The organism is Streptomyces sp. NPDC059679 (assembly GCF_042734105.1).
Taxonomy (GTDB): domain Bacteria; phylum Actinomycetota; class Actinomycetes; order Streptomycetales; family Streptomycetaceae; genus Streptomyces.
The window spans coordinates 1-19,367 of record NZ_JBHWES010000124.1 but is presented as its reverse complement, the minus strand read 5'-3'; the positions used below and the strand labels follow the sequence as shown (position 1 = coordinate 19,367).

Genomic DNA, 19,367 nt, shown 5'->3' with positions numbered 1-19,367 from the left:
GTGCCGGGCCCGCCCCCTGCGGCGTCTGATCGAGGCGAAGCGAGGTGAAGCGACTTACGAGAAGCGCCTCACGCTGAACCTCAGCTGAACGAGTCACCGCAGGCGCAGGAGCCCGTGGCGTTCGGGTTGTCGATGGTGAAGCCCTGCTTCTCGATGGTGTCGACGAAGTCGATCGAGGCGCCGCCCAAGTACGGGGCGCTCATGCGGTCGGTCACGACCTTGACCCCGCCGAAGTCCTTGACGACGTCGCCGTCGAGCGAGCGCTCGTCGAAGAAGAGCTGGTAGCGCAGGCCGGAGCAGCCGCCGGGCTGGACGGCGACGCGCAGCGCGAGGTCGTCGCGGCCCTCCTGCTCCAGCAGGCTCTTGACCTTCGACGCGGCGGCGTCGGACAGGATGATGCCCTCGCTCGCGGTGGTCTCGTCCTGAACGGTCATCTGCTTCTCTCCCGGGTCGTACGGACTGCTTGCCGTCGGCTCAAACCAATGGCGTCCCGGATTCATTCCGGGGCGGGCGCTTTTCTTCCTGCCTGTTCATGCTCGCATACACGGACCGCGCTCCGGAATGCGTCACATCGACGCGATGGGCATCGTCAAACTGACATGAAGCAGATATGATAGATAGCGTCATTTTGACGATTAATGAGTCCCCATGAAGAAAGAAGGGTGCGTGACGTGACCACCGCCCAACCCCTCGATGTCCAGCCGACACCGCTCGCCCTGCTCCTCCTCGGCCGGGAGGCCGACCCCAGGAGCGAGCGCGGTGTGGAGTGCCCCGGCGATCTGCCCGCGCCCTCCGACCCGGACCTGGTGGCACGTGCCCGCGCGGCCAAGGCCGAGCTCGGGGACCGGGTGTTCGTACTGGGCCACCACTACCAGCGCGACGAGGTCATCGAGTTCGCCGACGTCACCGGGGACTCCTTCAAGCTGGCCCGCGACGCGGCCGCCCGGCCCGACGCCGAGTACATCGTCTTCTGCGGTGTGCACTTCATGGCCGAGTCCGCCGACATCCTCACCGGCGACAGCCAGCAGGTGATCCTCCCGGACCTGGCCGCGGGCTGCTCGATGGCCGATATGGCCACCGCCGAGCAGGTCGCCGAGTGCTGGGACGTGCTGACCGAGGCCGGGGTCGCCGGGGTGACGGTGCCCGTCTCGTACATGAACTCCTCCGCCGACATCAAGGCGTTCACCGGAAAGCACGGCGGCACCATATGCACCTCCTCCAACGCCAAGCGGGCGCTGGACTGGGCCTTTGAGCAGGGCGAAAAAGTCCTGTTCCTGCCCGACCAGCACCTCGGGCGCAACACCGCGGTGCGCGAGATGGGCCTGTCCCTGGACGACTGCGTGGTCTACAACCCGCACAAGCCGAACGGCGGGCTGACCGCCGACGAACTGCGCGCCGCCAGGATGATCCTGTGGCGCGGGCACTGCTCGGTGCACGGCCGCTTCTCGCTGGACTCCGTCAACGAGGTCCGCGAGCGCGTCCCGGGCGTCAATGTCCTGGTGCACCCCGAGTGCAAGCACGAGGTCGTGGCGGCGGCTGACCACGTGGGCTCGACCGAGCACATCATCAAGACGCTGGAGGCCGCCCCGGCCGGTTCGAAGTGGGCGATCGGCACCGAGCTGAACCTCGTCCGGCGCCTGGCGAACCGTTTCGCCAGCGAGGACAAGGAGATCGTCTTCCTCGATCGCACGGTGTGCTTCTGCTCCACGATGAACCGGATCGACCTGCCGCATCTGGTCTGGTCCCTGGAATCGCTCGCCGCCGGCAAGGTCGTCAACCGGATCCAGGTCGACAAGGAGACCGAGGCCCACGCCAAGCTCGCCCTCGAGCGCATGCTGACGCTGCCCTGACCAACGGGACGGTGACAGACAGCTGAGGGCCGGGGGTGGACAACCCCCGGGCCCTCGGTCGCCCTCGGTCCGTCCGCTCACCCCCGGGGCCGCACCAGCCCCGTCTCGTACGAGATCACCACCAGCTGCGCCCGGTCGCGGGCGCCGAGCTTGGCCATCGCCCGGTTCACATGCGTCTTGACCGTGAGCGGGCTGACCTCCAGCCGCGCCGCGATCTCGTCGTTGGACAGCCCACCCGCGACCTGCACCAGCACCTCGCGCTCCCGCCCGGTCAGCGCGTCAAGCCGCGCCGCGTCATACGCGCCGGACTCCCCGTCCCTGCCACCGCCCTGCGCCAGGAACTTGGCGATCAGCCCCTTCGTGGCGGCCGGGGACAGCAGCGCCTCCCCCGCCGCCGCGATGCGGATCGCGGCCAGCAGCTCATCGGGCTCGGCGCCCTTGCCCAGAAAGCCGCTGGCGCCGGCCCGCAGCGACTCCACGACGTACTCGTCCACCTCGAAGGTCGTCAGCATCACCACCCGGACGTCCTCAAGACGCGGATCCTCGGTGATCATGCGGGTGGCGGCCAGCCCGTCCGTACCGGGCATCCGGATGTCCATCAGCACCACATCGGCGCCCTGGTCGCGGGCGATCTCCACCGCCTCGGCGCCGTCCGACGCCTCGCCGACCACCTCCATGTCCGGCTCGGAGTCCACCAGCACCCGGAACGCGCTGCGCAGCAGCGCCTGGTCGTCGGCCAGCAGCACCTTGATCGTCATGACTCCCCTTCGCCCCCTTCCCCCCCTCTTTCACGCGGCTCCCCTCTCCGCGTCTGCAGAGGCAGTCTCACCCGGACCCGGAAACCGCCCTGCGGCCGGGGTCCCGCCTCGCAGTTGCCGCCCAGCGCGGCGACCCGCTCCCGCATCCCGATCAGCCCGTGTCCGCCGCCGGGGTCCTCCGCCGGGGGCTGCTCCGCGCAGGGCCCGTCGTCGTCGACCGTGATCAGCAGTACGGCGGACGTACGCACGATACGGACCTGGGCCCTCGCGTCCGGTCCGGCGTGCTTGTGCACATTGGTCAGGGCCTCCTGGACGATCCGGTAGGCGGTGAGGTCCACCGATCCCGCCAGCGGGCCGAGCCCGTCCCGGGAGACCGCCTCCACGTCCACCCGCAGCCCGGCCTTGACGAAACCGTCGACGAGCTGGTCCAGCACCGCGAGGCCCGGGGCCGGTTCGGTGGGCGCGGCCGGATCGCCGTACTGCCGCAGCAGCCCGACGGTGGCGCGCAGCTCGTCCAGCGCCGAGCGGCTGGCCTGCCGTACATGCGCGAGCGCCTGTTTGGCCTGGTCCGGACGGTTGTCCATGACATGGGATGCGACCCCGGCCTGGACGTTGACCAGTGCGATGTGATGGGCGACCACGTCATGCAGCTCGCGGGCGATGCGCAGCCGCTCCTCGGCGACCCGGCGGCGGGCCTCCTCCTCGCGGGTCCGCTCGGCCCGTACCGCACGCTCCTCGATGGCCGCGATATAGGCGCGGCGGCTGCGCGCCGCGTCGCCCGCGGCGGCGGCAAGACCGGTCCAGGTGAAGATGCCGAAGTTCTCCTGCGCGTACCAGGGGCTGACCCCGAACAGCATCGCGACCCCGGTGAGCACGGCGACCGTGATGAGGCCGACCCGCAGCGTGGTCGACCGGTCGGTGCGCACGGCCACGGTGCACAGGGCCACCGCGACGCCGAACACGATCGAGGTGCGCGGCGGCCCGTCATGGGCGGTGACGACCTCCACGACGGTGAGCGCGGCGGTGACCGCGAGGACGCCGATCGGGAATCCGCGGCGCAGCACCAGCGCGCCCGCGGCGAGCGCGGCCAGCAGCACGAAGAGCGGGTCGATCGGGTCGACGGGGCGCTGGCCGGTGTGCGGGCTGGCGGCGGCGCCGATCAGCATCAGCGCGAAGACGACCACGGCAAGCAGCGCGTCCAGCGCGCGCGGATGCGCGGTCAGCCAGCGGTACGGACGGGCCAGGCCAGGCCCGACGGCGAGGGGAGTCACGGCATCCAACCGTAAGCGCTGCGCCATCGCGGGCCGTCTCAGCCCGGCTCAGCCCGGGATGAGGCCGTCGTCCCTGAGCATCGCCCGGACTTCGTGGAGCGTCGCGTCCGGGCCCGGCAGGATCAGCTCCGAGGGTTCCAGAGAGTCGTCGGGCAGCGGCTCGCCCAGCGAGCGCACGGATTCCAGCAGCGCGCCGAGCGTGCGACGGAAGCCGTCCTCGTCGCCGCTCTGCACCTCGGCGAGCAGCTCGTCATCGAGCTTGTTCAGCCCGGACAGGTGTGAGTCGCCCACCCTCAGCTGCCCCTCCCCCATGATCCGTACGATCATGACGACCTCCTTCGGGGCCGGTGGACCACGTGTCCAGGACTACTCGTCCACTACTTGTCCATGTTGGGGCGGGGCTGTTCCTGCTTCTGCCCGCTCTCGATGGCCTGCTGCGGGGTGCCGCCCGCCAGCTCGGCCTTCATCCGCTGCAGTTCCAGCTCCACATCCGAGCCGCCGGAGATCCGGTCCAGCTCCGCGGCGAGGTCGTCCTTGGCCATACCGGAGGGGTCGTCGAGCGCGCCGGAGGCCATCAGCTCGTCGAGGGCACCGGCCCGGGCCTGCAGCTGCGCGGTCTTGTCCTCGGCACGCTGGATCGCCATGCCGACATCGCCCATCTCCTCGGAGATCCCGGAGAACGCCTCGCCGATCCGGGTCTGGGCCTGGGCGGCGGTGTAGGTGGCCTTGATGGTCTCCTTCTTCGTACGGAAGGCGTCCACCTTGGCCTGCAGCCGCTGCGCGGCCAGCGTCAGCTTCTCCTCCTCGCCCTGCAGCGTCTGGTGCTGCGTCTCCAGGTCGGTGACCTGCTGCTGCAGCGCGGCACGGCGGGACAGCGCCTCGCGCGCCAGGTCCTCCCGGCCCAGCGCGAGCGCCTTGCGCCCCTGGTCCTGGAGCTTGGCGGACTGCCCCTGCAGCTGGTTGAGCTGAAGCTCCAGGCGCTTACGGGACGTGGCCACGTCGGCGACGCCGCGCCGCACCTTCTGCAACAGCTCCAGCTGCTTCTGGTACGAGTAGTCAAGGGTCTCGCGCGGGTCCTCGGCCCGGTCCAGGGCCTTGTTGGCCTTCGCGCGGAAGATCATTCCCATACGCTTCATGACACCGCTCATGGGCCTCGCGCGCCCCCTTCTGACGGACTACGGACTACCGGCTCCAGCACATCCAACAGACCCAGCCTACGGGCCCTACATCCATTACCGCACTGTTCGGACCCGCTCGTGCTCCTCCTGCAGGACGATCGATCCCCGGGCGCCTCCGGCGCAAGGAGGAGCCAGGAGCAGCAAGGGCGAGCGCGGTGCCGAGCGCGGTGCCGTTGCCGGATCGTTCCCCCAGAGGCTGGGGCCCACACCCGCAAACCCGTACCCTTGGGCTTTGTGTTCCGTAGCCGTTCAAAGGACGAGCAGGCCGCCACCGCCAAGGTGATCGCGGACCAGCCGCAACAGACCCGTGACCCTCAGGCGCCCAAGGGCCGCCCGACCCCCAAGCGCAGCGAGGCCCAGTCGCAGCGCCGCAGCCTGGCGAATTCGAGCTCGAAGATGAGCCGCAAAGACGCGACGCGGCGCCAGCGCGAGGCCCGCCGCGCCGACCTGGCGCGCCAGCGCGAGGCGCTGGCCGGCGGCGACGAGCGGTATCTGCCCGCCCGTGACAAGGGTCCGGTGCGCCGCTTCGCCCGTGACTACGTGGACTCCCGCTTCTTCGTCGCGGAGTTCTTCCTGCCGCTGGCCGTGGTGATCCTGGTCCTCAGCATGGTCCAGGCCGGGGCCATGCAGACCTATGTGCTGCTGCTGTGGATGCTGGTCATCCTGCTGATCGTCATCAACTCGGTCGTCCTCGGCATCCAGCTCAAGCGTCAGCTGCGCAAGCGGTTCCCCGACGAGAATCTGCGCGGCGTGGTGGCGTACGCCCTGATGCGTACGCTCCAGATGCGCCGCCTGCGGCTGCCCAAGCCGCAGGTCAAGCGCGGAGAGCGGCCCTGAGCGCGGACCCTTCCGGTTTCGCGGGCGGGGCGAGCGGCTGGCTGAGCGGCCTCGGCGGCCTGCGCAACACCGTCCGGCAGGCGCTGGTCGCCCGTCAGCTCGACGAGCAGATCGCGGCCCACTTCCCGGTGGGCCGGCGGCTGCGCGTCCTCGACGTCGGCCTCGGCCAGGGCACCCAGGCCCTCCGGCTGGCCCGGGCCGGCCATGAGGTCACCGGGCTCGAATCCGACCCGGCCATGCTGGACGCGGTCCGCGAGGCCCTGTCGCACGAGCCCGCGGGCATCCGGGAGCGGATGCGGCTCATCGAGGGCGACGGCCGGGACACGGGCGCCCACTTCCTGCCGGGCGCCTTCGACATCGTCCTGTGCCATGGCGTGCTGATGTACGTGCCCGAGCCGGACCCGATGCTCGCCGCCCTGGCCCGCGTCCTGGCGCCCGGCGGCGTGCTCTCGCTCCTGGTCCGCAACGCCGACGCGCTCGCGCTGCGGCCGGGGCTCTCCGGGGACTGGGCCACCGCGCTCGCCGCCTTCGACTCCCCCGCCTACACCAACCGCATCGGCCTGGCCGCCCGCGCCGACCGCCGCGAGACGCTGACCACCACGCTCACCGCGATCGGCACACCGCTGCACACCTGGTACGGCGTGCGGGTCTTCACCGACCAGGCCCCCGACAACGCGCCTGTCCCCGACGACTGGGACCAGCTGCTGACGGCGGAGGACCGCGCCGGGCGCACCGACCCGTACCGCGCGGTGGCGGCGCTGCTTCACCTGTGCGGAGTGCGCGGCTGAGTCAGCCGCGCACCCTCACCTGGCCGCTACTCGACTACTCGGCCCGCAGGCTCATCGGCCCATAGATCTTCGACCCGTCTTCGAAGAGGGTCACCTGCTCCGCCCCTCCCTCCAGCAGGGCCCTCCACTCCTCTCCGATCCACGACTCGGCGTCCCCCTGCGTAGGGAACTCGTCGGGCTGCACCGCGGGCTTCGTCTCCGTACCGTCGGATTTCTCGAACCGCCACGTCCATGCCATGTCCGCCTCCTCCATCCCGCCGGTCACATGATGTCTGCCCAGCAGCCTATGGGACTGATCACTCCCGGCGGGGTGACCTGAGCGCGCCCGCCGCACCGGGACGCGAGACGATCGGGGCGTGGAACTCACTCTCCTGGGCACCGGAGCCCCCGTCGGGCTGCCGCGCCACGGCTGCCCCTGCGCGGCCTGCGCCGTCGCCGTGGGCGACGAGGCGCGGGCCGCGACCGCCCTGCTGATCGACGGCGCACTGCTGCTCGACCTCACCCCCGGCGCCGCCTTCGCCGCCGCGCGCGCCGGCTACTCGCTGACCGGCGTCGTACAGGTGCTTCTCTCACACCCCCACCAGGGCCCGGCCGTCGAGTTCCCCGCCGGGCTGCCCGCGCCGGGCCGGGTCCCCGACGGCCGGGAGCTGGCCCTGATCAGCGGCCACCGGGTACGGGCCGTTCCGCTGGACTCCCCCGGCACCGGTTACGAGGTCACCGGCCCCGACTCCACCCGGCTCCTCTACCTCCCGCCCGGCGCGGCCCCGGCCGGGCTGACCGACTCCGCCGAGCCGTACGACATGGTGCTGCTCGACGTCCTCGGCCGCCCCGGCGCGCTGGCCCAGCTCCGCGCCACGGGGGCGGTCGGCCCGACCACCGACGTCCTCGCCGTCCACCTCGACCACACCGTCCCGCCCGGCCCCGAGCTGCACCGCCGGCTCGCGGCGGCGGGAGCGCGCGCCGTGCCGGACGGGGAGACGGTCGTCGTCGGGGAGTACCACGCGGTGCCGGACCTGCCGCGCCGTACGTTCGTCCTGGGCGGCGCGCGCTCAGGCAAGTCCCTGGAGGCCGAACGGCGGCTCGCGGCGTTCCCCGATGTGCTCTACGTGGCCACCGGCGGCACCCGCGACGGCGACCCCGACTGGGCCGCGCGTATCGCCGCCCACCGCGAGCGCCGCCCCGGCTCCTGGCGCACCACCGAGACCTGCGAACTGCCGCCGCTGCTCGCGGGGGACGGCGGGCCGCTGCTGATCGACTGTCTCGCGCTGTGGCTCACCGACGCGATGGACTCCGTCGGCGCCTGGGACGACGACACCTGGGCCCACGGCGGCAGGCGCGCCCTCCACGAACGCGTCGACGCCCTGGTCTCCGCCCTCCGGGCCACCACCCGCACGGTGGTCGCCGTCAGCAACGAGGTGGGCTCCGGAGTGGTCCCCGCGACCGCGTCGGGGCGCCGTTTCCGCGATGAACTCGGCCGTCTGAACGCGGCGTTCGCGGCCGAGTGCGAACAGGTCCTCCTGGTCCTGGCCGGCCAGGCCCTCCCCCTGCGGGGCTGAAGGAGCGTCACACTCCTGGGCCGGGCTGCCGCCAGGGCCGGTCGCGCCTCGTCCGTGCCTCCGTCTCCGCCTTCGCCGCCGCGGCTTCGGCCTCTGACAGCGGCGTCCAGTCGTCGCCGCGTCGCCGCTCCCATGTCGCCCGCATGGCCATCACCTCTTGGTGCACCGGCAGCCCTGGCCTGTCGTAGAGATAGGGAAGGGCGATCCTCCGGCCGTCGCGGTGGTGGACCACGACCGTCCCCGTGGGCTGCCTCCCCTCGGCCACCGCGGCCGGATCGCCCTCGATCTCGATGCCCTGGATGTCGCGCCAGGCCGTCCTCCGGGTCCGGAACACCCTGCGGACGGCGACATGGTCCTCGTCGACAACGGTCCTGTTCAGGCAGAACCCCACGAACAGTACGAAGACCAGCGGAACCACCGACACGGCCAACACCATCGCGGCCACGGGCATGCCCTCCTCGGACGCCGGCCCCAGCACCGCCACCCCGAAGCTCCCGAAGAAGACCATGACGATCACCCACAGCCAAAGCGGCGCACGGTACTCGCGGACCCGCGGGCGGCCCTCCCTCGTCCCGACCATCCTCTCCCCCTCCTGACCCCTCCTGCGTCGGCACCCGAACCCCGCGACGCTAGCGCCGAACAACCGGGAGGGGTCCCGCTCGCGCACTCCAACCACACCATCGGGGTACCCCCGGTAGGGTTTCGCCCGTGAGCGGTCTGAATCTCGATGACTTCGTCGACCTGATCGAGCGTCCCGACGGCGGCGTCCGGCGCGATGCCGAAGAGCGCCGGGAGCGGCTGACGCTGCCTCCAGGGACACTCGGGCGCCTGGACGAGCTGGGCGAGTGGCTGTCGGCCGCCCAGCAGCGGGTGCCCGTCAAGCCCATCGAGCGGTCGCGGGTCGTGCTGTTCGCCGGCGACCACGGCGTGGCGGAGCTGGGCGTGTCCGCCCGCCCCGCCGGCACCGCCCACCGGCTCGTACGCGCCGTACTCGACGGCGAGAGCCCCGTGGCGATCCTGGCCCGCCGCTACGACGTACCCGTACGCGTCGTGGACATGTCCCTGGACTGCGACCCCGACGACCTCCCCAAGGAGGTCACCCGCCACCGCGTCCGGCGCGGCTCCGGCCGCCTCGACATCGAGGACGCGCTGACCCTGGAGGAGGCCGAGCGGGCCTTCCGGGCGGGCATGGCCATCGCCGACGAAGAGGCCGACGCGGGTACGGACATCGTCGTCCTCGGCGATGTGAGCGTCGGCGGCACCACCGCCGCCGGCACCCTGATCGCCGCGCTGTGCGGCACCGACGCCTCCGTGGTCACCGGCCGCGGCGGCGCGGGCATCGACGACCTCGCCTGGATGCGCAAATGCGCGGCCATCCGCGACGGGCTGCGCCGCGCCCGCCCCGTCCTCGGCGACCAGCTGCAGCTGCTGGCGACCAGCGGCGGCGCCGACCTCGCCGCGATGACCGGCTTCCTGCTCCAGAGCGCCGTACGCCGCACCCCCGTCATCCTCGACGGTGTGGTCTCCGCGGCCTGCGCGCTCGTGGCGCAGCGCGTGGCGTTCCGCGCGCCCGACTGGTGGCTGGCCGGGCAGAACAGCGGCGAACCGGCCCAGGAGAAGGCGCTCGACCGGATCGCGCTCGACCCGCTGCTCGACCACGGCGTCACCGTGGGCGAGGGCACCGGGGCGCTGCTGGCCCTGCCACTCGTAAAGGCGGCCGCGGCGCTCGCCGCTGAGCTGCCCGAGCGGCCCGACCCGGAGCCCGACGAGCGGGCCGATGGGCAGGACACCGACGCCCCGGCGGCCGACGACATCACCTGACCTCCTCCCCATATGCTCACGACATGGGAGACGTCCGTTCGAAGCCGACCGCTGAGGCCACCCGGCGCGGCCGTCCCTGGCCGCGCCGCTCCGCCGCCTTCGCCGTCTGGTATCTGCGCGCCGTCACCGCGCTGAACTTCCTCGGCGCGGTGTGGGTCTCCTTCGGCAACGACATCCGGCGCCACAACGTCGACCAGTACTTCACCCCGTACCTCCTCACCGCGGGCTTCTTCTCCGGCGCCTTCTCGATGTTCCTGGCGATCACCATGCGCCGCCGCAAGCGCGCCGCCTGGATCCTCAACCTCGTCCTCGGCGGGCTGACCGTCCCGCTGCTGGCCCTCGCCCTGACCCAGGCGCCCGTCGCCCGCCATCCGCAGAACTGGATCTCGCTGGGCCTGACCGCCGCCTTCGTCGTCGCCCTGCTCATCGGCCGCCGCGAGTTCTACGCCAAGGGCGACCGCTCGAACCCCAAGCTCGCCGCCGTCGTCGCGGTGAGCGGGCTGCTGATCGGCTCGCTGCTGGCGACCGCGCTGGTCACCCTCACCAACACCGCGCCCGACGACTACCGCTCCTCGTTCCTGGACCGCTGGCACTACGGCACGCTGCGGCTGATCTCGCTCGCGGCCCTGGAAGGCCGCTTCGAGGGGATCCAGACCCCGGGCTGGGCGAATGTGGCCATCAACATCATGAGCACGGCGCTGCTCCTGCTCGTGCTGTACGTGGCCTTCCGCTCCCGCCGCGTCGTCGACCCGATCTCCGCGGACGACGAGCGCCGGTTGCGCGCGCTGCTGGAGCGGCACGGCGACCGCGACTCGCTCGGCTACTTCGCGCTGCGCCACGACAAGAGCGTCATCTGGTCGCCGACCGGCAAGTCCGCCGTGACGTACCGGGTGGTCAGCGGCGTCTCCCTCGCCTCGGGCGACCCCATCGGCGACCCGGAGGCATGGCCCGGCGCCATCGACCAATGGCTGACCGAGGCCCGCGAGCACGGCTGGACCCCGGCCGTGATCGGCGCGAGCGAGGAGGGCGGCACGGTGTACGCGCGCCACGGCCTGGACGCCCTCGAACTCGGGGACGAGGCGATCGTCGACACCGGGGAGTTCACGCTGGAGGGGCGCGCGATGCGCACCGTGCGCCAGGCATACAACCGCGTCAAGCGCGCCGGCTACACGGTCCGCATCCGCCACCACGAGGACATCCCCGAGGAGGAGATGGCCGAACTGCTGCGGCTCGCCGACGACTGGCGGGACGGCGAGACCGAACGCGGCTTCTCCATGGCGCTGGGCCGGCTCGGCGACCCCGCCGACGGCCGCTGTGTGCTGCTGGACTGCGCCGACCGCGACGGCAGGCCGCGCGCGGTACTCAGCTTCGCGCCCTGGGGCTCGCACGGGCTCTCCCTGGACCTGATGCGGCGCGACCGGGACTCGGACAACGGGCTGATGGAGTTCATGGTGCTGGAGCTGATCCAGCGGGCGAAGGAGGTCGGCGCCGACCAGATCTCGCTGAACTTCGCGGTGTTCCGGTCCGTCTTCGAGCGCGGGTCCAGGCTGGGCGCCGGCCCCGTACTGCGGCTGTGGCGCTCGCTGCTCAGCTTCTTCTCCCGCTGGTGGCAGATCGAATCGCTCTACCGCGCCAACGCGAAGTACCGGCCGATCTGGGAGCCCCGCTATCTGCTCTTCGAGAAGAGCACCGACCTGCCGCGGATCGCTGTCGCGGCGGCGCGGGCCGAGGGGTTCCTGGAGGCGCCGGGACTGCCCAAGTGGCTGAATCGCAAGCACTTGGAGACGGCGGCGGCACGTCGGGCGTCGCCGCGCTGACGGGGTAAATGAGCTACGGGGCCGACGGCCGTCAGGAGCCCGGCTCGGAGAACCCGCCGATCCAGTCCTGCAACCGCCTCCGCACCCCGCTCCAGCGCGCGTCATGCCGCTCCGCCCGGTGCTGCGCCCGCCGACGCGTCCGCGGCCTGCGGCGGTAGAAGCGCCGCGCCCAGGGGGACCCCGGCCGCGCCAGCCGGACCGCGCCGACGAGCGCCAGGACCGGCACCAGCACGCCGAGCACCGCGATCCGTGGCTTGCCCTTGGCCAGCGCCAACAGGGCGAACAGGAAATTGACGCAGACGCTCACGATCACCGCGCCGCGGTCGTGGCGCTCGGCGGCGGACACCTCGTTCACCCCGAACGGCAGGAAGCCGCTCAGCACCAGGCCGACCAGTGCCGCGGTGATCACGACGACCTCGACGCTCTGCCGCCCCTGCTCGGTCCAGTACACGTCGTGGAGGTGCAGGATCAGCGCGAACTCGTCGAGCACCAGCCCCGCGCCCACCCCGAACACCACCGCCGCCAGGTACTCCCAGCCCTCGGTCTGCGCACCGGCGATCGCGCCGAAGCCGCCGATGACGGTGAGCACGAAGCCGGGGACGACATGGTGAATGTGCAGCCCACCTGGGGGCGAGTGGGTGCTGCGCGCAGCGCAGACGGTTGAGGGTGGTGGTGGGAGACGGGTGGGCGTTGCGGAACGGCCCCTTGCCGGCCCGGATGAGCCGGGTGATGGTGCGGGTGATCACGAACGAGAGGATGAACGAGGTCAGGGCGAGGAGCAGCGGCAGCTTGCCGGGCTCCACGATGTTCCGATACCACCAATGCCCCATGGCCCTTCAGGGTGCGCGATAGCCTGCGACCCGATGGACACCACGCCGGAGCAGTCCCCCGCACGCCCGCCCGGGCCCCCGGGACCCTCGGAACCCCCGAGACCCACGGCCCCGCCACGGCCCGCCGCGCCTCCGGAGCCCACGGACACGCCTGAGGCTGCGACCGAGCCGACCGAACCGGACCAGCTGAGCGAGCCGACCGAGCCAACCGAGTCGGACGAGCCGACCGAACCGGCCCGCCCCGCGCCCCCGTCGAACCCTCCGCCCCCGCCCCACCCCCCGCGCGCCTCGTGGGAGGACGGGGTCCGCTTCGCCTTCGGCACGCTCACGGCCCTCCCCGTACGTGTGACGCGCTGGGACCGCGAGGCGGCGCGCGCCGGGATGTTGTGCGCGCCGCTGGCCGGGCTCACGGTCGGGCTCTGCGCGGCTTCGGTGGGCGCGGCGCTGCTGCTCCTGGGCGGCGGCGCGCTGCTGGCCGCGGTGGGCGCGGTCGCGGTGCCCGCCGTACTGACCCGCGGGCTGCATCTGGACGGGCTCGCCGACACCGCCGACGGCCTCGGCAGCGGCAAGCCGGCGGACGACGCGCTGCGCATCATGAAGCAGTCGGACATCGGGCCGTTCGGGGTCGTCACCCTGCTGTTCGTCCTGCTCGCGCAGGTGGCCGCGCTGGCCGAGCTGTACGGGGCGGGCTGGCCGCAGGGCGCGGTGGCGGCGGCCACGGCCGGGGTGGCGGCGCGGTGCGCGCTGACGCTCGCGGCGCGCGACGGGGTGCCGGCGGCACGCCCGCAGGGACTGGGCGCGGCGGTCGCGGGGGCGGTGCCCACCGGGCCCGCGCTGGGCGCGGCGGCGGTGTCCGTCGTCGTCTGCGCGGTGGGCGGCGCGGCCTTCGGCGCGTACGGGGCGGTGCACCACGCACTCGCCGTCCTCGCCGCGCTGGGCGCGGCGGAACTCCTCCTGCGCCACTGCCGCCGGCGCTTCGGCGGCATCACCGGCGACGTCTTCGGCGCCCTCGCCGAAACGGCCGCCACGACGGCACTGATCGCCACCGCCCTCGGCTGACGGCCCGCGACGCCGGGCCCGGGCCGGCTCCGACAGGCATCCACACCCACCGCGCCAACCGTCCACCCCGCGCCGCCACACACCTCCGTGCACCACCACCCCGTCCACGGACTGGACGGCGCGGCTCCCCTCCGGCGGCGCGGGCAGAAGCAGGCGGCCCCCGCCGCATCGCACCCCCGCCGCCGCACCGCCGCACCGCACGCGCAGGCCGCGCAGGCCGCCACCGGGCGTGCTGTCGGCGAGGGTGCCCGTAACTCGTCCGTCGTCGCGAGCCCGCGCGCCGGTGGCGTCGGGAGAGTTACCCTCGCGATGGCCCGCGACAGCCCGCCGCTCGGGCACCTGGTGACCCGCGCATACGATGCCGAGGGCGCGGCTGGCCCGTCCCTGTCTCGACGGGGACACCCCACGTCGGCCGAGGAACTATCCGGAAGAGGGACCCCATCACCGTGACATCTCTGACTCTCAGCACCTCCTCCGCCGCGACGCTGCGCGCGGACGCCGTCGTCGTCGGCGTGGCGAAGGGGGCCAAGGGCCCCGTCGTCGCCCCCGGCGCCGAGGCCGTGGACCAGGCCTTCGGCGGGAAGCTGGCCTCCGTCCTGGAGACCCTCGGGGCGACCGGCGCGGATGGCGAGGTGACCAAGCTGCCCGCCGCGTCCGGCCTCAAGGCCCCGGTCGTGCTGGCGGTCGGACTCGGCGACGCGCCGGCCAAGGGCGACGGTTACGACGCCGAGGCGCTGCGCCGCGCGGCCGGTGCGGCCGCTCGCGCGCTGTCCGGTTCGAAGAAGGGCGCGTTCGCGCTGCCGGTGGCGGACGCGGCGGACGCCGCCGCCGTCGCCGAGGGCGCGCTGCTCGGCGCGTACTCGTACAAGTGGAACCAGAAGGCCGGCCAGAACGGCGGCAACAGCGCCAACCCCAAGAGCGGCGACAAGAAGAACGGCGCCCCGCTCGCCGAGGTCGCCGTGATCGGCGGCAAGCCGCGCGACAAGGAGTTCAAGGCGGCGGCCGAGCGCGCCATCGCCCTGACCGCCGAGGTCAACCGCGCCCGCGACCTGATCAACACCCCCTCGAACCTGCTCAACCCGGCGATCTTCGCCGCCGCCGTGCTGGAGGCGGCGAAGGAGCACGGGCTCAAGACCGAGGTGCTGGACGAGAAGGCGCTGAAGAAGGGCGGGTACGGCGGCATCATGGGCGTCGGCCAGGGGTCGGAGGCCCCGCCGCGCCTGGTCCGGGTCGCCTATTCGCACCCGGAGGCGGAGAAGACCCTGGCCCTGGTCGGCAAAGGCATCACCTACGACTCGGGCGGCATCTCCCTGAAGCCGGCCGGTCACAACGAGACCATGAAGTGCGACATGAGCGGCGCGGCCGCCGTGTTCGCCACGGTGGTGGCCGTCGCGAAGCTGGGCCTGCGGGTCAATGTGACCGGCTGGCTGGCGCTCGCCGAGAACATGCCGTCGGGTTCGGCCACCCGTCCCGGCGATGTGCTGACGATGTACAGCGGCAAGACCGTCGAGGTGCTGAACACCGACGCCGAGGGCCGGCTGGTGCTGGCCGACGCGCTGACCCGCGCCTGTGAGGAGAAGCCGGACGCCGTCGTGGACGTGGCGACGCTGACCGGGGCGATGGTGTTCGCGCTGGGCCACCGTACGTTCGGGATCATGGCGAACGACGAGGCGTTCCGTACCTCGCTGCACGAGATCGCGGAGGAGGCCGGCGAGCAGGCCTGGCCGATGCCGCTCCCCGCGGACCTGCGCAAGAGCATCGACTCGCCGGTGGCCGATCTGGCGAACATGGGTGAGCGGATGGGCGGCGGCTTGGTGGCCGGGATCTTCCTGAAGGAGTTCGTCGAGGACGGCACCGTCTGGGCCCACCTGGACATCGCGGGTCCGGCCTTCAACGAGTCCGGTCCGTTCGGCTACACCCCCAAGGGCGGCACGGGCTCCGCGATCCGCACCCTGGTGCGGCTGGCCGAGCGCACCGCGGACGGCGACCTGGGCTGAGCCGCCACCGGCCGGGTCCTGACGACGTCGTCAGCGGGGCCCGGCCGCTCCGCACGGGGCCCGGCCGCTCCGCGCGGGCCCGCGGATTTCGCCGTAAACGAAATCCGACCCTCGCTACGCACGCAGTACGCGCGAGTAACCCCTGAAGAGGGGTTTGGAGATATCTCACACAGCGGCCCCGCGTCCCGCCTCCCGTCAACAAGTGCGAAGATGTTGTCTCGGCAGGACAGGGCCCCCGACACCAGGGCCGAAAGCAACACGCGGCCGAACAACAGCCGCCCGGCCAACGAGGGCCGGCCCCGGCGCACCATGCATGGAGGACGTGACGTGGCGAACGACGCCAGCACCGTTTTCGACCTAGTGATCCTCGGAGGCGGTAGCGGCGGTTACGCCGCTGCCCTGCGCGCGGCGCAGCTGGGTCTGGACGTCGCCCTGATCGAGAAGGACAAGGTAGGCGGCACCTGCCTGCACCGCGGCTGCATCCCCACCAAGGCTCTGCTGCACGCCGGTGAGATCGCCGACCAGGCCCGTGAAGGTGCCGAGTTCGGTGTGAAGACCACCTTCGAGGGCATCGACATCGAGGGCGTGCACAAGTACAAGGACGGCGTGGTCTCGGGCCTGTACAAGGGTCTGCAGGGCCTGATCGCCTCCCGGAAGGTCACCTATGTGACCGGCGAGGGCCGGCTGTCCTCGCCGACCTCGGTCGATGTCGACGGCCAGCGCTACACCGGCCGCCACATCCTGCTCGCCACGGGCTCGGTGCCCAAGTCCCTGCCGGGCCTGGCGATCGACGGCGAGCGCGTCATCACCTCCGACCACGCGCTGGTCCTGGACCGGGTTCCGAAGTCCGCGATCGTGCTGGGCGGCGGCGTCATCGGCGTCGAGTTCGCCTCCGCGTGGAAGTCCTTCGGGACCGACGTCACCATCGTCGAGGCGCTTCCCCACCTCGTCCCGGTCGAGGACGAGAACAGCTCCAAGCTGCTGGAGCGCGCCTTCCGCAAGCGCGGTATCAAGTTCTCCCTCGGCGCGCGTTTCTCGGGCGTCGAGCACACCGCCGACGGTGTGAAGGTCTCGCTGGAGAACGGCAAGACCTTCGAGGCCGAGCTGCTGCTCGTCGCCGTCGGCCGCGGCCCGGTCTCGCAGGGCCTGGGCTACGAGGAGGCCGGGGTCGCGATGGACCGCGGCTATGTACTCGTCGACGAGTACATGCAGACCAACGTGGACACCATCTCGGCCGTCGGCGACCTGGTGCCCACGCTGCAGCTCGCGCACGTCGGATTCGCCGAGGGCATCCTGGTGGCGGAGCGGCTGGCCGGTCTCAAGACCGTGCCGATCGACTACGACGGTGTGCCGCGGGTCACCTACTGCCACCCCGAGGTCGCCTCGGTCGGCATCACGGAGGCCAAGGCCAAGGAGCTGTACGGCGCGGACAAGGTCGTGGCCCTGAAGCTCAACCTCGCGGCCAACGGCAAGAGCAAGATCCTGAAGACCTCGGGCGAGATCAAGCTGGTCCAGGTGCGGGACGGCGCCGTCGTCGGCGTCCACATGGTCGGTGACCGCCTGGGTGAGCAGGTCGGCGAGGCTCAGCTGATCTACAACTGGGAGGCGCTGCCCTCCGAGGTCGCGCAGCTCATCCACGCCCACCCGACCCAGAACGAGGCGCTCGGCGAGGCCCACCTGGCTCTGGCCGGCAAGCCGCTGCACGCCCACGACTAGTCCCGAGCGCGAACAATCCGTACAGATCGTTAGGAGCAACCGAAACCATGGCGGTTTCCGTAACCCTGCCGGCGCTCGGCGAGAGCGTGACCGAGGGCACCGTCACCCGTTGGCTGAAGGCCGAGGGTGAGCGGGTCGAGGCCGACGAGCCTCTGCTCGAGGTCTCCACCGACAAGGTCGACACCGAGATCCCGGCCCCCGCGGCCGGTGTGCTCACCTCCATCAAGGTGGCCGAGGACGAGACGGTGGAGGTCGGCGCCGAGCTGGCCGTCATCGACGACGGCGGCGCGGCCCCGGCCGCCGCCCCCGCCCCCGCGGCCGAGCCCGCCCCCGTGGCGCAGCCCGAGCCCGTCCCGGCCCCCGTCGCCGAGGCCCCGGCCCCGGCGCCCGCTCCGGCCGCCGCCCCCGCGGGCGCGGCCGAGGGCACCGACGTCGTGCTGCCCGCCCTGGGCGAGTCGGTGACCGAGGGCACGGTCACCCGCTGGCTCAAGGAGGTCGGCGACTCGGTCGAGGCCGATGAGCCGCTGCTCGAGGTCTCCACCGACAAGGTCGACACCGAGATCCCGGCTCCGGCCTCGGGCACCCTGCTCGAGATCCTGGTCGCCGAGGACGAGACCGCTGAGGTCGGCGCCAAGCTGGCCGTGATCGGTGCCGCCGGCGCCGCTCCGGCCGCCGCGCCCGCCCCCGCGGCTCCCGCCCCGGCCCCCGCCGCTCCGGCGCCCGCCCCGGCTCCGGCTCCGGCCGCCCCGGCCCCGGTGGCCGCCGCCCCGGCTCCGGTGGCGCCCGCTCCGGTCGCGCCGGCCCCCGTCGCTCCGGCCCCGGTCACCCCGGCTCCGGCCGCTGCGGCTCCGGCCGCCGCTGAGGGCGAGGGTGCGTACGTGACCCCGCTGGTGCGCAAGCTCGCCGCGGAGAACGGCGTGGACCTGGCCACCGTCAAGGGCACCGGCGTCGGCGGCCGTATCCGCAAGCAGGACGTCATCGCCGCCGCGGAGGCCGCCAAGGCCACGGCCGCGCAGGCCCAGGCCGCCCCGGCAGCGGCGCCGAAGGCCGCTGCCGCGGCTCCGTCGCCGCTGCGTGGCCAGACCATCAAGATGCCGCGGATGCGCAAGGTCATCGGCGACAACATGATGAAGGCCCTGCACTCGCAGGCGCAGCTGACCAGCGTGGTCGAGGTGGACATCACCAAGCTCATGCGGCTGCGGGCCCGGGCGAAGGAGTCGTTCGCGCAGCGTGAGGGCGTCAAGCTCTCGCCGATGCCGTTCTTCGTCAAGGCCGCCGTCCAGGCGCTGAAGAGCCACCCGGCCATCAACGCCCGGATCAACGACGACGAGGGCACCATCACCTACTTCGACGTCGAGAACGTCGGCATCGCCGTCGACGCGGAGAAGGGCTTGATGACCCCGGTCATCAAGCACGCGGGTGACCTCAGCCTGGCCGGTATCGCCAAGAAGACGGCGGAGCTGGCGGGCAAGGTCCGGTCCAACAAGATCACCCCGGACGAGGTGTCCGGCGCGACCTTCACCATCAGCAACACCGGCTCGCGCGGTGCGCTGTTCGACACGATCATCGTGCCGCCGAACCAGGTCGCCATCCTGGGCATCGGCGCGACCGTCCGCCGCCCGGTGGTCATCAACCACCCGGACCTCGGCGAGACGATCGCGGTGCGCGACATGACGTACGTCGCGCTCTCCTACGACCACCGCCTGGTGGACGGCGCCGACGCCGCCCGCTACCTGACGGCGGTCAAGGAGATCCTGGAGGCCGGCGAGTTCGAGGTCGAGCTCGGCCTCTGAGCCCTCGCGAGTCGGCATACGTCGACACGCGTCGGCAACACCGGCGACATCGGCACAGCTGACGGCGGCGCCCCCGCCCGGAGAGATCCGGGCGGG

The 19,367-nt window shown here is 72.4% G+C and carries 17 protein-coding genes and 1 pseudogene; 10 read left to right on the top strand and 8 right to left on the bottom strand.

What is annotated here, in order from left to right; translation table 11 throughout:
• Positions 1-80 precede the first annotated feature (80 nt).
• Entirely contained in the window at positions 81-434 is a 354-nt protein-coding gene (locus ACFV2X_RS53755) for an iron-sulfur cluster assembly accessory protein (protein ID WP_020871998.1), read from the bottom strand.
• 237 nt (positions 435-671) lie between these two features.
• Between ACFV2X_RS53755 and nadA the strand changes: the two genes are divergently transcribed.
• Positions 672-1,850 carry a quinolinate synthase NadA gene (gene nadA, locus ACFV2X_RS53750; protein ID WP_385631212.1) on the top strand — a complete coding sequence of 393 codons (1,179 nt, stop codon included), beginning with the start codon at positions 672-674 and terminating at the stop codon, positions 1,848-1,850.
• Positions 1,851-1,927: 77 nt separating this feature from the next.
• Here the strand turns inward: nadA and ACFV2X_RS53745 are convergent, their stop codons facing one another.
• Genes ACFV2X_RS53745 through ACFV2X_RS53730 form a run of 4 tightly spaced genes read right to left on the bottom strand, consistent with a single transcriptional unit; the run spans position 1,928 to position 5,027 of the window.
• Positions 1,928-2,608 carry a response regulator gene (locus ACFV2X_RS53745; RefSeq protein ID WP_385631209.1) on the bottom strand — a complete coding sequence of 227 codons (681 nt, stop codon included), beginning with the start codon at positions 2,606-2,608 and terminating at the stop codon, positions 1,928-1,930.
• The gene (locus ACFV2X_RS53740; protein ID WP_385631206.1) at positions 2,605-3,906 is read right to left on the bottom strand and encodes a sensor histidine kinase; all 1,302 of its coding nucleotides are present in this window, start codon (positions 3,904-3,906) and stop codon (positions 2,605-2,607) included. The genes ACFV2X_RS53745 and ACFV2X_RS53740 overlap by 4 nt, the downstream gene beginning before the upstream one ends.
• A gap of 21 nt (positions 3,907-3,927) precedes the next feature.
• The gene (locus tag ACFV2X_RS53735) at positions 3,928-4,206 is read right to left on the bottom strand and encodes a hypothetical protein (RefSeq protein WP_385631203.1); all 279 of its coding nucleotides are present in this window, start codon (positions 4,204-4,206) and stop codon (positions 3,928-3,930) included.
• Positions 4,207-4,256: 50 nt separating this feature from the next.
• Positions 4,257-5,027, bottom strand: coding sequence for a PspA/IM30 family protein (locus ACFV2X_RS53730; RefSeq protein ID WP_078610686.1), 771 nt, complete (start codon positions 5,025-5,027; stop codon positions 4,257-4,259).
• 264 nt (positions 5,028-5,291) lie between these two features.
• On the opposite strand from ACFV2X_RS53730, the gene ACFV2X_RS53725 reads away from it, so the two are divergent.
• Together ACFV2X_RS53725 and ACFV2X_RS53720 are read left to right on the top strand one after the other, a co-directional pair.
• Complete coding sequence (locus tag ACFV2X_RS53725; RefSeq protein ID WP_385631201.1) at positions 5,292-5,894, top strand: DUF3043 domain-containing protein; 603 nt, start codon at positions 5,292-5,294, stop codon at positions 5,892-5,894.
• 83 nt (positions 5,895-5,977) lie between these two features.
• The gene (locus ACFV2X_RS53720; RefSeq protein WP_385631223.1) at positions 5,978-6,682 is read left to right on the top strand and encodes a class I SAM-dependent methyltransferase; all 705 of its coding nucleotides are present in this window, start codon (positions 5,978-5,980) and stop codon (positions 6,680-6,682) included.
• Between the two features lie 34 nt (positions 6,683-6,716).
• On the opposite strand, the gene ACFV2X_RS53715 is transcribed toward ACFV2X_RS53720, so the two are convergent.
• A complete protein-coding gene (locus tag ACFV2X_RS53715; protein WP_358634494.1) occupies positions 6,717-6,920 on the bottom strand; it encodes a hypothetical protein in 204 nt (67 codons plus the stop codon).
• A gap of 118 nt (positions 6,921-7,038) precedes the next feature.
• Here ACFV2X_RS53715 and ACFV2X_RS53710 point away from each other — a divergent pair, with 118 nt between their 5' ends.
• Complete coding sequence (locus ACFV2X_RS53710; RefSeq protein WP_385631200.1) at positions 7,039-8,238, top strand: bifunctional adenosylcobinamide kinase/adenosylcobinamide-phosphate guanylyltransferase; 1,200 nt, start codon at positions 7,039-7,041, stop codon at positions 8,236-8,238.
• A gap of 7 nt (positions 8,239-8,245) precedes the next feature.
• Here ACFV2X_RS53710 and ACFV2X_RS53705 read toward each other — a convergent pair whose 3' ends face one another.
• Positions 8,246-8,818, bottom strand: coding sequence for a PH domain-containing protein (locus ACFV2X_RS53705; protein WP_385631197.1), 573 nt, complete (start codon positions 8,816-8,818; stop codon positions 8,246-8,248).
• Positions 8,819-8,955: 137 nt separating this feature from the next.
• Between ACFV2X_RS53705 and cobT the strand changes: the two genes are divergently transcribed.
• Positions 8,956-10,059, top strand: coding sequence for a nicotinate-nucleotide--dimethylbenzimidazole phosphoribosyltransferase (cobT, locus tag ACFV2X_RS53700; RefSeq protein WP_385631221.1), 1,104 nt, complete (start codon positions 8,956-8,958; stop codon positions 10,057-10,059).
• A gap of 23 nt (positions 10,060-10,082) precedes the next feature.
• Complete coding sequence (locus ACFV2X_RS53695) at positions 10,083-11,876, top strand: phosphatidylglycerol lysyltransferase domain-containing protein (RefSeq protein ID WP_385631195.1); 1,794 nt, start codon at positions 10,083-10,085, stop codon at positions 11,874-11,876.
• Positions 11,877-11,907: 31 nt separating this feature from the next.
• Here the strand turns inward: ACFV2X_RS53695 and ACFV2X_RS53690 are convergent.
• Positions 11,908-12,706: pseudogene (locus ACFV2X_RS53690) on the bottom strand (hypothetical protein).
• A 186-nt stretch (positions 12,707-12,892) separates the two neighbouring features.
• Between ACFV2X_RS53690 and ACFV2X_RS53685 the strand changes: the two are divergent.
• The 4 genes from ACFV2X_RS53685 to sucB all read left to right on the top strand — a co-directional run bounded on the left by ACFV2X_RS53685 (position 12,893) and on the right by sucB (position 19,271).
• Positions 12,893-13,765, top strand: coding sequence for an adenosylcobinamide-GDP ribazoletransferase (locus ACFV2X_RS53685; RefSeq protein WP_385631218.1), 873 nt, complete (start codon positions 12,893-12,895; stop codon positions 13,763-13,765).
• A 446-nt stretch (positions 13,766-14,211) separates the two neighbouring features.
• A complete protein-coding gene (locus ACFV2X_RS53680; RefSeq protein WP_385631192.1) occupies positions 14,212-15,762 on the top strand; it encodes a leucyl aminopeptidase in 1,551 nt (516 codons plus the stop codon).
• 327 nt (positions 15,763-16,089) lie between these two features.
• Positions 16,090-17,478, top strand: coding sequence for a dihydrolipoyl dehydrogenase (lpdA, locus tag ACFV2X_RS53675; RefSeq protein ID WP_385631190.1), 1,389 nt, complete (start codon positions 16,090-16,092; stop codon positions 17,476-17,478).
• A gap of 47 nt (positions 17,479-17,525) precedes the next feature.
• Positions 17,526-19,271 carry a 2-oxoglutarate dehydrogenase, E2 component, dihydrolipoamide succinyltransferase gene (gene sucB / locus ACFV2X_RS53670; protein WP_385631188.1) on the top strand — a complete coding sequence of 582 codons (1,746 nt, stop codon included), beginning with the start codon at positions 17,526-17,528 and terminating at the stop codon, positions 19,269-19,271.
• Positions 19,272-19,367 lie beyond the last annotated feature (96 nt).

Excerpts from the sequence above, each read along its gene's own strand:
- ACFV2X_RS53755 (WP_020871998.1), bottom strand. The coding sequence starts at position 434 with ATGACCGTTCAGGACGAGACCACCGCGAGCGAGGGCATCATCCTGTCC.
- sucB (WP_385631188.1), top strand. The coding sequence starts at position 17,526 with ATGGCGGTTTCCGTAACCCTGCCGGCGCTCGGCGAGAGCGTGACCGAG.
- ACFV2X_RS53730 (WP_078610686.1), bottom strand. The coding sequence starts at position 5,027 with ATGAGCGGTGTCATGAAGCGTATGGGAATGATCTTCCGCGCGAAGGCC.
- ACFV2X_RS53745 (WP_385631209.1), bottom strand. The coding sequence starts at position 2,608 with ATGACGATCAAGGTGCTGCTGGCCGACGACCAGGCGCTGCTGCGCAGC.
- ACFV2X_RS53740 (WP_385631206.1), bottom strand. The coding sequence starts at position 3,906 with ATGGCGCAGCGCTTACGGTTGGATGCCGTGACTCCCCTCGCCGTCGGG.
- ACFV2X_RS53715 (WP_358634494.1), bottom strand. The coding sequence starts at position 6,920 with ATGGCATGGACGTGGCGGTTCGAGAAATCCGACGGTACGGAGACGAAG.
- ACFV2X_RS53705 (WP_385631197.1), bottom strand. The coding sequence starts at position 8,818 with ATGGTCGGGACGAGGGAGGGCCGCCCGCGGGTCCGCGAGTACCGTGCG.
- ACFV2X_RS53735 (WP_385631203.1), bottom strand. The coding sequence starts at position 4,206 with ATGATCGTACGGATCATGGGGGAGGGGCAGCTGAGGGTGGGCGACTCA.
- ACFV2X_RS53695 (WP_385631195.1), top strand. The coding sequence starts at position 10,083 with ATGGGAGACGTCCGTTCGAAGCCGACCGCTGAGGCCACCCGGCGCGGC.